14 protein-coding genes are annotated in these 14,300 nt (G+C 71.3%); all 14 read left to right on the plus strand.

The window, feature by feature from the left end; genetic code table 11:
* Nucleotides 1-60: 60 nt before the first annotated feature.
* The 14 genes from O7610_RS29470 to O7610_RS29535 all read left to right on the plus strand — a co-directional run bounded on the left by O7610_RS29470 (nucleotide 61) and on the right by O7610_RS29535 (nucleotide 14,275).
* Nucleotides 61-1,497: a P-loop NTPase family protein gene (locus O7610_RS29470; protein ID WP_289212313.1), complete on the plus strand. Its 1,437-nt coding sequence runs from the start codon at nucleotides 61-63 to the stop codon at nucleotides 1,495-1,497.
* Nucleotides 1,498-1,546: 49 nt separating this feature from the next.
* Nucleotides 1,547-1,837, plus strand: a complete 291-nt coding sequence (gene clpS, locus O7610_RS29475) for an ATP-dependent Clp protease adapter ClpS (protein ID WP_289212314.1) — start codon at nucleotides 1,547-1,549, stop codon at nucleotides 1,835-1,837.
* Nucleotides 1,834-2,343 (plus strand): DUF2017 domain-containing protein, encoded by a 510-nt coding sequence (locus O7610_RS29480; protein ID WP_123600186.1) that lies wholly within the window; start codon nucleotides 1,834-1,836, stop codon nucleotides 2,341-2,343. Before clpS ends, O7610_RS29480 begins: the two co-directional genes overlap by 4 nt.
* A 102-nt stretch (nucleotides 2,344-2,445) precedes the next feature.
* Nucleotides 2,446-2,937 (plus strand): M67 family metallopeptidase, encoded by a 492-nt coding sequence (locus O7610_RS29485; protein WP_278167444.1) that lies wholly within the window; start codon nucleotides 2,446-2,448, stop codon nucleotides 2,935-2,937.
* A gap of 60 nt (nucleotides 2,938-2,997) precedes the next feature.
* Nucleotides 2,998-3,318 carry a MoaD/ThiS family protein gene (locus O7610_RS29490; RefSeq protein ID WP_281553591.1) on the plus strand — a complete coding sequence of 107 codons (321 nt, stop codon included), beginning with the start codon at nucleotides 2,998-3,000 and terminating at the stop codon, nucleotides 3,316-3,318.
* A 10-nt stretch (nucleotides 3,319-3,328) separates the two neighbouring features.
* On the plus strand, nucleotides 3,329-4,294 hold the full coding sequence (locus O7610_RS29495; protein ID WP_289212315.1) for a PLP-dependent cysteine synthase family protein: 966 nt from the start codon (nucleotides 3,329-3,331) through the stop codon (nucleotides 4,292-4,294).
* Nucleotides 4,295-4,554: 260 nt separating this feature from the next.
* Entirely contained in the window at nucleotides 4,555-5,301 is a 747-nt protein-coding gene (locus O7610_RS29500) for an MBL fold metallo-hydrolase (protein ID WP_281553593.1), read from the plus strand.
* A 98-nt stretch (nucleotides 5,302-5,399) separates the two neighbouring features.
* Nucleotides 5,400-6,545, plus strand: a complete 1,146-nt coding sequence (locus O7610_RS29505) for a glycosyltransferase family 4 protein (RefSeq protein WP_281553594.1) — start codon at nucleotides 5,400-5,402, stop codon at nucleotides 6,543-6,545.
* Between the two features lie 56 nt (nucleotides 6,546-6,601).
* Nucleotides 6,602-7,330 carry a ribonuclease PH gene (gene rph / locus O7610_RS29510; protein ID WP_281553595.1) on the plus strand — a complete coding sequence of 243 codons (729 nt, stop codon included), beginning with the start codon at nucleotides 6,602-6,604 and terminating at the stop codon, nucleotides 7,328-7,330.
* Complete coding sequence (gene rdgB, locus O7610_RS29515; protein WP_281553596.1) at nucleotides 7,327-7,956, plus strand: RdgB/HAM1 family non-canonical purine NTP pyrophosphatase; 630 nt, start codon at nucleotides 7,327-7,329, stop codon at nucleotides 7,954-7,956. Before rph ends, rdgB begins: the two co-directional genes overlap by 4 nt.
* A gap of 122 nt (nucleotides 7,957-8,078) precedes the next feature.
* Nucleotides 8,079-9,803 carry a glycoside hydrolase family 26 protein gene (locus tag O7610_RS29520; protein WP_289212316.1) on the plus strand — a complete coding sequence of 575 codons (1,725 nt, stop codon included), beginning with the start codon at nucleotides 8,079-8,081 and terminating at the stop codon, nucleotides 9,801-9,803.
* 181 nt (nucleotides 9,804-9,984) lie between these two features.
* Entirely contained in the window at nucleotides 9,985-11,922 is a 1,938-nt protein-coding gene (locus O7610_RS29525) for a hypothetical protein (protein ID WP_475054366.1), read from the plus strand.
* Nucleotides 11,923-12,033: 111 nt separating this feature from the next.
* Entirely contained in the window at nucleotides 12,034-12,582 is a 549-nt protein-coding gene (locus O7610_RS29530; RefSeq protein ID WP_281553598.1) for an acyltransferase, read from the plus strand.
* Complete coding sequence (locus tag O7610_RS29535) at nucleotides 12,575-14,275, plus strand: lipopolysaccharide biosynthesis protein (RefSeq protein ID WP_281553599.1); 1,701 nt, start codon at nucleotides 12,575-12,577, stop codon at nucleotides 14,273-14,275. Before O7610_RS29530 ends, O7610_RS29535 begins: the two co-directional genes overlap by 8 nt.
* The last annotated feature ends 25 nt before the right edge of the window (nucleotides 14,276-14,300 follow it).

Below are 14,300 nucleotides of genomic sequence, written 5' to 3' on the forward strand. Positions count from 1 at the left end.
CGCTCCGCTGCCCGCGTGCCCCGGCAGCGCAGGCGGCCGCGCCGCCCGGGTGACCTGGCCGTGGACCTGCCGATGGCCGCCCCGGTGCCATCGCCGTCCCCGGCTGACGAACCGGTCGCGGCCGTCGTGGTCGGAGCCGCCGCCAACAGCCGCCGGGCCGTGCTGACCGCGTTTCTCGACGGTGAATCGTTGCCCGACCTCCGTCCGCCCGAGAGTTTCCTGGTCGTCCGGCACGGGACGGTCGAGCGGATCGCGGCTTACCTGCCGGGCTGGTCGCAGCCGTGGATCGTCCCGGCGCGGTCGGCGCGGTCCGGTGCCGGGCTTGCCCTGCCCCGTCCACCGCGCAGGGTCGAGGTGAGCCGGCCGGACGCCTCGCTGCGCCGGCTCAGCCTGGTCGATTCGCCCGACCTGGAGACGCTCCGGTCGGCCGGCGCGACGGTGCTGCTCGACGCTGCGGTACGCGGCGGCGCGCTGGTCTTCGTGGTTGGTGCCGGGCCGCCGCCCGGGCAGGTCGAGCACGAACTGCTGCGCCGTGCGCTGCGCGCCGGTGTCGCGGTGTTCGTCGCCATCACCGCAGCCGGCGTGCAGAGCGCGGGCGAGTCGTTCCAGCGGGCGGCGCTGCTGGCCGCCGTACCCGAGCTGGAACAGGCACCCTGGCATTCGGTCGACGCGGCAACCGGCGACGCGGCCTTTCTCCGCCGGGAGGTGACCGACTGGGCCGCCCGGGAGGCGCTGCACCGGGCCGGAGCCGGTCTGGCCGATCAGTTGGCGTACGACGAGCCGCCGCCGCTGCCGCGCGGTGGGCCGGCAGCCGACTGGCCCGAGCAGCTGGACCGGGTGGTGCGACGGATCGGCCAGCGGGTGCGGCACACCCTGGCGATCGAGTTGGCCAATCTGCACGTGGCTGCGGTACGCGAGCTGCTGTTCGGCAATGGACCGGCCGGGATACCCGGCTTCCTGGACCGCGAGTTCCTGGCTCTGTCGTTGCATGCCGGCGCGGCCTGCGCCGTCGGGGTGGACGACGCGGTGGACGAGGTGGTCGAGCATGTGTTCAGGGTCGATCCGGCGCAGCGGCTCGGTCCGCTGCTGCGTGAGCAGCTCCGCCGTCGGGTGCTCGGGGATCCACCCACGGCGGTCGCGGAAGGACTTCTGACGACCGCTGCGGGCCAGTGCGAGCCGGTCCCGTCCATCGCAGCCGGGCCGTCCCCCGTCACCGGGCCGTCCCCCGTGGTGGTGGACGTCTTCGCCGGGTACCCGGCGCAGCGGTCCCGGTGCACCGTGCCGCCGATCGGCGTAGCGCTCGCCGCCGACTGCTGGCATCCGCGCGGTGGGCCGACCGGGATGGCGCCGGACCAGGCCCGGTCCTGGATCCAGCAGGCGCTGCGGGCGGTGGAGATCGCGCTGTCCCAGGAGATCGCGTTGCGGTTCGCCGCGGTACGGCGTGGCCTGGCCAACCTGCTGGCTGATGCGATCGACAGCGGCGACGCGCCGGGCTGACCGTGGTGGGCGTTGTCCGCCCCGGCCCCACCGGTGGCACGATGGGGGAATGGCGGCTCCCCAGGTTGCTCCGGTCGAGACGCCGGACACGGTCGAGATGCCAGGTGACGAACGCCTGTGGGTGACCATCGTCTGGGACGATCCGGTCAACCTGATGACGTACGTGACCTGGGTTTTTCAGAAGCTGTTCGGGTACAGCCAGGCCAAGGCCGAGGAGTTGATGCTCGACGTGCACAACAAGGGCCGGGCGGTGGTGTCCAGCGGGCCCCGGGAGCGGATGGAGCTCGACGCGTCCCGGCTGCACGCCTACGGGCTCTGGGCGACGGTCGATCGGGCATGAGCATGTTTCGTCGCCGCAACGGGCGCGTCGTCGCCGTCTTCTCCCCCGACGAGGTACGGGTGCTGCGCAAGGTCGCCGGCGAGGTGGTGGGTTTGCTCACCGACGGATTCGAACGGGACGACCCGGTGGTCGACCGGCTCTTTCCGGACACCTACCGGGACGATCCGGCGAGCTCGGCGGAGCTGCGGCGGTACACCGAGAGCGACCTCAAGACGGCAAAGATCGACCAGGCGGGCGCGGTGCTCGCCGCGCTGCCGGCCGACGCCGACGACACGGGCGCGGAGGTCCGCCTGGACGGCGAGGCGGCCGAGGCGTGGCTGCGCGCGATCAACGACGCCCGGCTGGCGATGGGCGTCCGGTTGCAGGTGCGGGCCGACACCGATCTCGGCGCCGAGCTGGCGGCGGCCGAGCGGGACGATCCGTCGTCGAGCCGGCTGTTCCAGCTGTCGGTCTACGCCTATCTGGGCTATTTGCAGGAGTCCCTGCTCGGCGCGTTGCTCGACTAGCGCCGAGCAACGCGCCGACCAGTGTCGGGCAGTGTCGGGCAGCGTGACGACCGCCACGGGCCGGCCGGGCCGGAGAAGCGGAGAAGGCGGTAGGCTGGGGTGGTGCTGAGCATCGACCGGTCGATCATCGACGCGATCGTCGCCCATGCCCGTCGGGACCACCCCGACGAGGCGTGCGGCGTCGTCGCCGGACCGGCCGGCTCGGACACGCCGACCCGGCACATCCCGATGCAGAACGCGGCCCGCTCGATGACGTTCTACGAGTTCGACTCGATGGAGCAGCTGCATCTGTGGCGGGAGATGGACGACCGGGACGAGGAGCCGGTGGTGATCTACCACTCGCACACCGCGACCGAGGCGTACCCGTCCCGCACCGACGCGGCGATCGCCGGCTGGCCCGAGGCCCACTACCTGCTGGTCTCCACCCGTGACCCGGAGGTCACCGAGATCCGGTCGTTCCGCATCGTGGACGAGGTGGTGACCGAGGAGCCGGTCAATCTCATTGACGCCGGTGTCGACCCGCACGCGGTGCAGTCGTACCTGTTCGGGCAGACCCCGACCACGGTCGACTACGAGTGTTCGTCCGGCCGCTGACCCTGGCGCCGTACCGCACCGCAGTCTGGTCCGACCTACCGTTGCAATAGGAGCACGTCAATGTCTATCGAAGTTCGCGTCCCCACCATCCTGCGCAGCTACACCGGCGGCGCCAAGGTCGTCGAAGGCAACGGGGACACCCTCGCCGCCCTGCTGGACGACCTCGACGCCAAGCACTCCGGCCTGCGTGGCCGGCTGATCACCGACGAGGGCAACCTGCACCGGTTCGTCAACATCTACGTCAACGACGAGGACGTCCGGTTCCTCGGTGCGCTCGAGGCCAAGGTCGCCGACGGGGACACCGTGACGATCCTGCCCGCGGTGGCCGGCGGCGCGGGCGACGTCGTCGCCTTGGCCGCCGCCAACACCGTCAGCGGCTGAGCGGCCCGCCATGACGCGCTACGACAGCCTGCTCGACGCGTGTGGCGGCACCCCGCTGGTCGGCCTGCCCCGGCTCTCCCCGGTGGTGCCCGACGGGGCACCACCGGTACGGCTGTGGGCCAAGCTGGAGGACCGCAACCCGACCGGCAGTGTCAAGGACCGGGCGGCCATGTTCATGGTCCGCGCCGCCGAACGGGCCGGGCGGCTCCGGCCCGGCGACACCATCCTCGAACCGACCAGCGGCAACACCGGCATCTCACTCGCCATGGTGGCGAAGCTGCGCGGCTACCGGCTGGTCTGCGTCATGCCGGAGAACGTCTCCGCCGAACGGGTCCAACTGCTCCGGATGTACGGCGCCGAGATCATCTTCTCGCCGGCCGCCGGCGGCTCCAACCAGGCGGTGGCCACGGCCAAGCAGATCGCCGCCGAGCACCCCGACTGGGTGATGCTCTACCAGTACGGCAACAGCGGCAACGCCCAGGCCCACTACGAGACGACCGGGCCGGAGCTGCTGCGCGACCTGCCCACGGTCACCCACTTCGTCGCCGGGCTCGGCACCACCGGCACCCTGATGGGCACCGGGCGCTACCTACGGGAGAAGGTCGACGGCATCGAGGTGGTCGCCGCCGAGCCCCGCTACGGCGAGCTGGTGTACGGGTTACGCAACATCGACGAGGGCTACGTGCCGGAGCTGTACGACGCGAGCGTGCTCACCCGGCGGTTCTCGGTGGGTACCCGCGACGCGGTGCTGCGGACCCGGCAGTTGGTCGAGGTGGAAGGGCTCTTCGTCGGCTTCTCGACCGGTGCCGTACTGCACGCCGCGCTCGCCGTCGCGCACGAGGCGGTCAAGGCCGGCCGCCGTGCCGACGTGGCGTTCCTGGTCGCCGACGGCGGCTGGAAGTACCTCTCCACCGGTGCGTACGGCGGCACGCTGTCCGACGCCGAGGAAGCGTTGGAAGGTCAGCTCTGGGCCTGAGCCGCACCGGTCGGCGTCGTCTGTGGCCTGGTGCTCCGGTGCAAATGATTGGTTGCGCTATGGGCGATCCTGGGGCGGGTTGTCGAAGTCGCTCCAGTTGTTCGCGCTTCGGTGTCACGTTGACGACAAGTTGCAGCGGATCTTTCATACCGCTGCTGGCTGCGGCGTAGGCTGCCGAGCGTGGCAGAGCCGCTGGTGGAGATCTTCGATGGCATGAACGGCGCATCGCCGGTGTCTCACCGCGTCCGTGGGAACAGTTGATGCGTCTGACCGTACTCGGCTGCGCCGGGAGTTTCCCCGGACCCGAGGCCGCCTGTTCGGCCTACCTGGTCGAGGCGGACGGGTTCCGCCTGCTCGTCGACTTCGGCTCGGGTTCGCTGTCCGCCCTGCAGCGGTACGCCGGCCTGCACGCGGTCGACGCGATCCTGCTCACTCACCTGCACTGTGACCACATGCTAGACGCCTGCACCTACGTGGTGGTGCGGCGCTACGCCCCGGACGGTCCGTACCCGCCGCTGCCGGTCTACGCCCCGGCCGGCGCACCCGACCGGATCGCCACCGCGTACAACATCAGCGGCGAGCCGGTCGATGACGTCTACACCTTCTACGGCCTGCAACCCGGCAGCTTCCCGATCGGTCCGCTGCAGGTCACCGTCGACCGGGTCAACCATCCGGTGGAGACCTACGGGGTACGCGTGGAGCACGGCGACCGGGTGCTGACCTACTCGTCGGACACGGCACCCTGTGAGGCGCTGCTGCGGCTGGCCCAGGACGCGCACGTCTTCCTCTGCGAAGCCAGCTACCTCGACGGGGTGGACAATCCGCCGGACCTGCACCTGACCGGCCGCGAGGCGGGGGAGGCCGCGACCAAGGCGGGCGTCGGCCGGCTGCTGCTGACCCATCTGGTCACCGCCTGGGGCAGCGAGGCGTCGACGTTCGAGGCGGCGGCGTCGAGCTTCGACGGGCCGGTCGAGATCGTCCGGGCCGGTGCCCGTTACGAGGTCTGACCGGTCGACTCCGGCCAACCGGTCTCTTGCCGCAGAGTTCGCCCGCTGGTCAACGCGGCGTAGCCTCGGCCACCCGCACGGGCGCGAACGTGACACCCATGCGCGTCGCGATCGTCACCGAGTCCTTCCCACCAGACCTCAACGGGGTGGCGCACTCCGTGGTTCGGGTCGCCGAACACCTGGTCGCACGCGGGCATGAACCGTTGGTCATCGCACCGGCACCGGCCGCCGCCGAGCGGGCGGAGGCCGGCACCCACCCGTACCCGGTGATCCGGGTGCCGAGCCTGCCGGTGCCGCTGTACCGAAGCTTCCGGCTCGGTCTGCCGAGCCGCCGGCTCACCGAGGTGCTGGCCGACCACACCCCGGACGTCGTACACCTGGCCAGCCCGTTCGTGCTCGGCGCGCGGGGACTGACGGTGGCCCGCCGGTTGCGGCTACCCACCCTGGCGGTCTACCAGACCGACGTGGCCGCCTACGCCCGCGCGTACCACCTGGGGTGGAGCGTGGCGACGGTCTGGCGCTGGCTGCGCGAGATCCACAACGCGGCGGACCGCACCCTGGCCCCCTCGACCGCCGCGGCCGCCGACCTGACCGCCAACGGCATCGACCGGGTACGCATCTGGGGCCGCGGCATCGACCCGGTCCGGTTCGACCCGGCTCACCGCTGCGAACGGACCCGCAGCGAGCTGGCCCCCGGCGGCGAGACGCTGGTCGGCTACGTCGGCCGGCTCGCCGCCGAGAAGCGGGTGGACCTGCTCGCCGAGACCAGCCGGCTGCCGGGCGTACGGGTCGTGGTGGTGGGTGACGGACCGGCCCGCAAGGAGCTGGAACGCGCCCTGCCGGCGGTCCGCTTCCTCGGTGCCCGGCACGGCCGTGACCTGGCCCGGCTGTACGCCAGCTTCGACGTCTTCGCCCACACCGGGCCGCACGAGACCTTCGGCCAGACCGTGCAGGAGGCGCAGGCCAGCGGCGTACCGGTGGTGGCGCCGGCCGCCGGCGGGCCGATGGACCTGGTCACGCCCGGGGTGACCGGGCTGCTGGTGCCACCCGGTGACCCGACGGCGCTCGCCGGGGCGGTCGCCGGGCTGGTCGCCGACCCGGCCCGGCGGGCCCGGTACGGCCGGGCCGCGCGGGCCGCGGTCGCCGGCCGCACCTGGGCGGCGATCGGCGACGAGTTGATCGAGCACTACCGCGCCGTGCTGGACGCACCCGGCGTCGTGGCCCGCCTGCCGGTCGCCGCCTGACCGGTCCGGTGTGACCCGGACGGGGCCCGCGGCGGCGCGGCACATAGGCTCTGCGCATGGCACGACCCGACGGACGCACCCACGCTCAGCTACGACCGGTGACCCTGACCCGCAACTGGAGCATGCACCCGGAAGGGTCGGTGCTGGTCGAGTTCGGGCAGACCAAGGTGCTCTGCACCGCGAGCGTCACCGAGGGGGTGCCCCGCTGGCGGAAGGGCTCCGGACTGGGCTGGGTGACAGCCGAGTACGCCATGCTGCCGCGCGCGACCACCACGCGGTCGGACCGCGAGAGCGTCAAGGGCCGGCTGGGCGGCCGGACCCACGAGATCTCCCGGCTGATCGGCCGCAGCCTGCGCGCCGCCGTCGACCTGAAGGCGCTCGGGGAGAACTCGATCGTGCTGGACTGCGACGTGCTGCAGGCCGACGGCGGAACCCGGACCGCCGCGATCACCGGCGGCTACGTCGCGCTGAACGACGCGGTCAACTGGCTGGCCGACCGCAAGGCGCTCAGCGGCAAGCCGGACCGGGTGATGCGGCGCTCGATCGCGGCGGTCAGCGTCGGCGTGATAGACGGCGAGCCGCGGCTGGACCTGTGCTACCTGGAGGACGTCGCGGCCGACGTGGACATGAACGTGGTCTGCACCGGCGACGGGGACTTCGTCGAGGTGCAGGGCACCGGCGAGGCGGCGGTGTTCGGCCGGGACCAGCTCGACGCCATGCTCGACCTGGCGGTCGCCGGCTGCGCCGAGCTGACCGCCGCGCAGCGTAAGGTGCTGGACCGGTGAGCGCGGCACCGGCCGGGCGTACCCGGCTGCTGCTCGCCACCCGCAACGGCAAGAAGCTGGCCGAGCTGCAGCGGATCCTGGACACCTCGCTCGGCGCCCACCGGGTCGAACTGGTCGGGCTGGCCGACCTGGAGGCCTACCCGGAGGTGCCCGAGTCCGGCCTCACCTTCGGTGAGAACGCACTGCTCAAAGCCAGGGAAGGATGCCGGTACACCGGGTTACCGACAGTCGCCGACGACTCCGGTCTGGCCGTCGACGCGCTGGGCGGGACGCCCGGAGTGTTCAGCGCCCGGTGGTCCGGCCGGCACGGCGACGACCTCGCCAACCTGAATCTGGTGCTGGCTCAGCTCGCCGACGTGCCGGACGAGCACCGGGCGGCGTCGTTCGTCTGCGCGGCGGCTCTGGTGCTGCCCGGCGGCAAGGAACACCTGGTCGAGGGACGCCAGTCCGGCCGGCTGTTGCGCGCCGGTCGCGGCGACGGCGGCTTCGGTTACGACCCGATCTTCCTCGGTGACGGCCAGGAACGGACGAACGCCGAGCTCAGCCCGGCTGAGAAGGACGCGATCAGCCATCGTGGCAAGGCATTTCGGTTGATGGCGAAGGTCGTCGCGAAGACCCTCGGATGACGCCGGTAAATTTAATTAGTGCTTAGATCTCCGGTTACTCGGCGTATATCTGAGCTCACCCCCGTTAGGCTCGCGCGGCAAGCTCGTGCCACAGGGGGGCTGTTTTCTTGAGTAGACACAGATTGAGCGATGCCATCGCGCGTACCGGGTCCGGCCGTCGCCGGTTGATCGTCGGCGGCGTCAGCGCCGCGCTGCTGGCCGGCATGGTGGTCACCGCCCTGCCGTTGCTCGCCGACGACGAGGTCACCGTGTCGGCCACCGCCGACACCACCGCTACCGACGTGCCGCAGGACGGTGACAACGGGGCGAAGAGCACATTGGCCACCTGTCCCGCGCTCTGCGAGCGCAACCCGCGGGGGGCCCGGGACGCGATCGTCGAGTTCACCGTCGACCAACTGCCGAAGACCGTTCGCAATCTGCGGGTCCGTCTGCAGCTGTACTCCTGGCAGGACCTGGACGCGCGGGTCACCGCGTACCGGACCGCAGTTGACGCCCGTCAGCCGCGGCCGTCGCTGGCCGGGGCGGACGGGGTCGCCCGTACCGTCGACCGGGCGCTCGCGACGCTGCCGACGGTCCGCAAGGGCTACAACGAGTGGGACGTGTCCGCGCAGGTCGCCGGCAACGGCACCTACACGTTCGCGCTGCGCCAGACCGGGCTGAACCAACGCGTCTACTGGCCGTCGGTCGAGTACCGCGACCAGTCGATCCGGCCCCGCCTGATGATCAGCTACGAGCCGGCGGCGGAAGCGCCCAGCAGCCCGCCACCGGCCGCGGCACCCACCCCGTCCGCGCCGCCTAGCGCGCCGGTGCCGACCACGGCTGCCCCGTCGGCGTCCGCGTCGGCGTCCGCGTCGCCGACCGTCACGCCCAGCGCGTCGGCCAGCCCGCCGGCCCCCGGCGCCGGCTGCGGCTCGGTTTCGGACCTGCTGGTGCCCGCCTGCGGTGCCTGGTGGGGGATGTACTCGCCAACCAGCGCCGCGAAGGGCTGGAACCATGGGGGTGCGGTCGCCGAGGTGGAGACTCAGGTCGGGCGCAAGTTCGACATCGTGCACCGCTATCACGACTTCTCGAACGCCGGCAGCAACGGGGCGTTCCCCGACAAGTTCGAGCAGGAGCAGATGCGTGGCGGCCGGCTCATGTTCTTCGCCTGGGAGTCCCGAATCTTCTCCTCCGGCACCACGTTGAGCTGGCGGGATGTCTACAGCGGCCGGTACGACTCGGTGATCGACGACGTGGCCGGCCGGATCAAGGCGACCGGGGTGCCGGTGTTCATGGGCTTCGACCACGAGCCGGAGGACGAGCCGGTGAAGGGCAGCGACGCCGACTTCGTCCGGGCCTGGCGGCACGTGCACCAACGCTTCGCGAAGGCCGGCGCGGACAACGCGGTGTGGGTGTGGGTGATGATGGGCTGGTCGGGGCATTACGACCGGTACGCCGGCCTCTACCCGGGCGATGCCTATGTGGACTGGGTCGGCTATGACCCGTACAACTTCTACGCCTGCAACGGCGGCAAGACCTGGAAGGATCCGCACACCACGGTCGGCGGGTTCTACCGCTGGCTGGACGAGCACCGCATCGGAGTGGGCAAACCCCGGATGCTGGCCGAGTTCGGCAGCAACTTCCACCCGGACGACCCGGCGGCCAAGCAGCGGTGGTTCGAGCAGTTCCCGGCGGCGATCAAGGCGCATCCGAAGATCAAGGCGGTGATCTACTTCAACTCCGCCGGATCGACGACCACATCGGCCACCTGCAACATGACGATGAACCACAACCCGTCCGCGCTGGCCGGATTCACCAAGGCCGGCAAGGACTCCTACTTCCGGCAGCCGCTGCCGGGTCGGAGCTGACCTGGTAGGACGCTCAGCGATCCTGGTAGAAACCCGATTGGTCGCCGTCCGATCGGTGGATGTCTGACCCGGCTGGGGTTGGCGCACGCTGTCTGAGACAATTTCCCATCTGGAGGGAAGCGTGAACCAATCCCAGCCTGGCTGGCGTCTGTCCAGCGGCCGTCGTCCGTGGGCGTTGTCCCTGGTCGCGACCGCCGCAGTGCTAACACTGATCATCGATGCGACGGCTGCGGGCGCCGCCGTCGTCCCCACCCCGGCTCCGGCCGCTCTGGTCTCGACCAATCCGGCGGACCACACTCCACACGCCCGCAACGGTGAGACCCGGGCGTTCGCCGAGATCGGCGGCGTGATCTTCGTCGGTGGCACCTTCACCGAGGTCCGGCCGACCAGCTCGGCGACCTGGGAGGCCCGGCCGTACCTGTTCGCCTACCAGCGGTCCACCGGCGCGCTGGTCGCCGGGTTCCAGCCCGACCTGGACGGTGCGGTGAACACCCTCGAGGTCACTCCGGCCGGTGAGCTGATCGTCGGCGGGGTCTTCCGCAACGTCAACGGTGAGTCCCGCCGCAACCTGGTCGCCCTCGACCCGGCGACCGGTACCACGGTGCCGTCCTGGGAGGGCCGCTCCGACGGTGGCGTCGTCCGCGACATGGAGGTCAGCGGCGACTGGCTCTACATCGGCGGTGCGTTCAACTGGGTCAACGGCACCCAGCACGCCGGGCTCGCTCGGCTGGACGTGGATACCGGCGCGATCGATCCGACCTTCGACGTCGACATCGCGGTGGGCCGGCACGACGTGCCGCCGTACGTGTGGACGCTCGACGTCGCACCCGACGGCGACACGCTGGTCTTCGGCGGCAACTTCCGAGAGGTCGAAGGACTGACCCGGGAGCAGATCGCGATGGTCGACCTGACCGGTACCCCGACCCTGGTCGACTGGGACAGCAACCACCGGTTCGCCCCGAGCTGCTCCTGGCGTACCTTCACCCACTACGTGCAGGACATCAGCTTCGGCGACGACAGCAGCTACTTCGTCGTCGGTACCAACGGGGGAGCGGGCTGGCCGACCGCGTACTGCGACGTGCTGGCCCGCTACGAGACCGCCACGCGGGGCAGCGGCCTCGACGCCACCTGGCTCAACTTCACCGGCAACGACACAATCACCTCGGTGGTGGTCCGCGACGGCATCGCCTACACCGGCGGGCATTTCCGCTGGCTGAACAACCCGAACCGCAGCGACAACGCCGGTGACGGCGCGATCGACCGGCTCGGCATCGGCGCGGTGACCGTGGCGACCGGGATGCCCGTCAACTGGAACCCGCGGCGCAGCGGCGGATCGGCGCTGCCGTCCGGCGCGAGCAGCTGGGGTTCTGCGGTGCCGGTGCTCTGGTTCGGCTCGGACGGCCTCTACTTCGGCCACAACTCCGACGGCATGGGCAACGAGTACCACGGCCGGCTGGGGATGTTCCCCGACGCGGGTGGACGGACCGTCGTGCCGCGCAACCCGCCGACCGGCGGCACCGGCTACCTCTACCTGCCGGCCGCCAACGGCGACCTGGCCAAGGTGCCGTTTGACGGCGCGACGCTTGGCACGGCGACCGTCACCAACCAGCCGAACCTGGTCGACGCGGGCGCGGTGTGGCGAGTGCACGACCGGATCTACTGGGCCCGCCCGGTCGCCGGTACCGACACCGGCAGTCGGCTGGACATCTCGATGTTCAACGGCAGCAGCGTCGGCGGTCCGTGGGAGAGCTCAGGCTACAACTCCTGGTTTGATGCGTTGTCGCTGAACGCCGCGTTCTACCTGGACGGCCGGCTCTACTACACCCGCTCCGGCAGCGGCAACAACCAGCTGTTCTACCGGTACTTCGAACTCGACGGCAACTACCTCGGCGCCACCGAGTTCACCGTACCGACTGATGGCGTCACCTGGAGCTCGGTCCGTGGCATGGCCTGGGTGGCCGGCGCCATCGTGTTCGGTTCGTCCGACGGGCGACTGCGGTCGGTGCCGTTCGACCCGACCGCCGACGTCGCGGTGGCCGGCACCTCGGTGACCGTGCTGGCCGAGCCCGACCCGGCGTTCGACTGGACCAACCGGTCGATGTTCTTCGCGGTGGAGTGACCGGGCGGCATAGCGCCCCCGGTAAGCGAGGTGGGTCGGCGGCAGCATCCCTGCTGCCGGCCCACCGGCCATTTGTAGGGTGAGGCATCGTTGCACAGGGGAGGCGGACCGGTGGGGTCGAGCACACGTCGGCATGGCGCGTTGCTGCGGGTGTTGTTCGCCGTAAAGCGGGCCTACTACCAGCTGCGCTATCCCCGGCTGCGGCTCGGCCGGGACGTCGAGATCCGGGGCCGGGTCCGGCTGCGCCGAGGGGTACGGGTGACGATCGGCGACCGGACCCGACTCAACAAGCTGGTCCGCTTCGCCGGCACGGGTGAGGTCACAGTCGGTGCCGACTGCCTGCTCAACGCCACCTGGATCGGCAGTTGGACCACCGTCGAGGTCGGCGACCGCTGTCTGTTGTCCGACTGCGAACTGATGGACAACGATTTCCACAATCTTCCGCCGCAGCTGCGGCACGCGCCGCCCGGCCCGGCGACCCGGGCACCGGTTGTCGTCGGGGACAACGTCTGGATCGGGGCGCACGTCCTGGTGATGAAGGGCGTCCGGATCGGCCACGACAGCGTCGTCGGCGCCGGCACGGTGGTTCGCGTCGACGTACCTGACCGGGTCGTCGTGATCGGCAATCCGCAGCAGATTGTGAAGAAGTTCGATGAGTGATCAGCCAGCCCGGACCGTGACCCTCACCGACCTGCTGCGGATCCCGAGTCTGCGGTGGATGACGGTTGTCGCGGGTGCCGTCACCGGTCTGCTGTTGGCGATCGGCTACCTGGTGGTGGCCCCACCCGCCGCCTCAGCCACCGCGGTCGTCGCGGTCCGGCCGGTGGTCACCGACGCCTTCACCTACCCTGGGGCCGGTGCCGACCGTTCGGTCAACATGAACGTCGAGAGTGGCATCGCGGCCAGCACCGAGGTGCTCTCCCGGATCGCCGAGGCCCGGTCTTCCGACGTCGTGGAGGTCCGCCGGGCGCTGGAGATCGAGGTCCCCACCGGCGGCCAGATCCTACGGTTCACCTACTCGACCGGCACGGTCGACGACGCCGTCGACACCGTGAACCTGGCGGCCGCTACCTACCTGCAGGTCCGCCAGGAGATGTACGAGCGGCAGCGGACCGACATGCTGGCCTCCTACGACGAGAGCATCGTCAAGGTGGCCGAGCAGCAGGACGCGGCGCAGCGGCGGGTCGCCAACGCGAACAGTACCCCGGCGGCCGACGCCGCGCTGGCCGAGTTCGGCTCGCTGAGCAATCAGTTGACCGAGCTCAACGCAGCCCGTACCGAGATCGCGGCGATCGACGTCACGCCCGGCTGGATCACCCAGAGCGCCCAGCAGCAGCTGTCCACCGACGGTCCGCCCGGGATCCTGTACCTGCTGGCCGGCCTGCTGGTCGGCGCAGTGCTCGGGGTGCTGCTGACCTACCTGCGGGAGTCGGTGGACCGGCGGATCCGCAGCGAGGCGGAGGCCAGCGAAGTCGCCGGGCTGCCGCTGCTGGGCACCGTACGCCGCCGCGGGTTGCGGGTCGACGCGCGTACCGTCGATGCCGACGTCCGGTACGTCGGCATGGCCATCGCCGAACAGCTCCGCCAAGCGGTCCGAACCCCGGTGGTGGTGATCTCGTCGCGCAACCGGGAGGACACCACCCCGATGACAGCGAGCCTCGCCGTTGCGCTCGCCGCCGACGGGCGGGACGTCTACATCGGCGACGACAGCCACCGGGTGACCGCGCTGCGCGACGCGCTGCTCGCCGACCGGCGCCGGGTGCCGTCCGGGCCGTTCGTTCCGGCGCAGCCGGGCGGTGGGGCACCGACCCCGCCGGGTGCTGCGGAGCAGCGCTCCGGCGACAGCGGCGACCCGGAGAGCACCCTGATCTTCTCCCTGCCCAACGTCGACCAGGACCATACGGTGATCCTGCCCCGGGTGACCGACACGGCGGACGCCCCGGCCGGTCCCGCCCGGCGACCGTCGCCCCGGCCGACCCCGGGTACCGGGCAGGCACGGCCGTCGGGCGGGGACCGGGCCGCGGCCGGCGATCGCCCGACCGGTGACGGCGGCCCGGTGGTGGCCACCATCCCGGTGCGTACTCTGCCGGCGGACGCGCTCACCGTCGGGGCCGGCATGGTCCGGATCGGCCTGTACGCCCAGGCGCCGCGCGACGGGGAGATCGTGCTGTTCAACGCCCCACCGGCCGAGTCGGACGAGCGTGGCGTGCGGGAGGCACGGGCCGGCACCGCGATCGTCGTGGTCGAGCGGGACCGTACCCGGCTGGCCGACCTGCGCCGGTTGACCGACCGGCTGCGTGCCGCCGGGGCCGAGCCGCTCGGCTTCGTGCTCACCGGCAGCGGCCGTGGTTGACCAGGCCCGGCACCCCCCAGCGCTG

This window comes from Solwaraspora sp. WMMA2065, from assembly GCF_030345075.1.
Classification (GTDB): Bacteria; Actinomycetota; Actinomycetes; order Mycobacteriales; family Micromonosporaceae; genus Micromonospora_E.

Bases quoted from the DNA above. Each gene is read 5' to 3' on its own strand.
- O7610_RS29500 (WP_281553593.1), top strand. From the start codon at position 4,555: ATGCGTCTGACCGTACTCGGCTGCGCCGGGAGTTTCCCCGGACCCGAG.
- rph (WP_281553595.1), top strand. From the start codon at position 6,602: ATGGCACGACCCGACGGACGCACCCACGCTCAGCTACGACCGGTGACC.
- O7610_RS29480 (WP_123600186.1), top strand. From the start codon at position 1,834: ATGAGCATGTTTCGTCGCCGCAACGGGCGCGTCGTCGCCGTCTTCTCC.
- O7610_RS29495 (WP_289212315.1), top strand. From the start codon at position 3,329: ATGACGCGCTACGACAGCCTGCTCGACGCGTGTGGCGGCACCCCGCTG.
- O7610_RS29490 (WP_281553591.1), top strand. From the start codon at position 2,998: ATGTCTATCGAAGTTCGCGTCCCCACCATCCTGCGCAGCTACACCGGC.
- O7610_RS29535 (WP_281553599.1), top strand. From the start codon at position 12,575: ATGAGTGATCAGCCAGCCCGGACCGTGACCCTCACCGACCTGCTGCGG.
- O7610_RS29505 (WP_281553594.1), top strand. From the start codon at position 5,400: ATGCGCGTCGCGATCGTCACCGAGTCCTTCCCACCAGACCTCAACGGG.
- clpS (WP_289212314.1), top strand. From the start codon at position 1,547: ATGGCGGCTCCCCAGGTTGCTCCGGTCGAGACGCCGGACACGGTCGAG.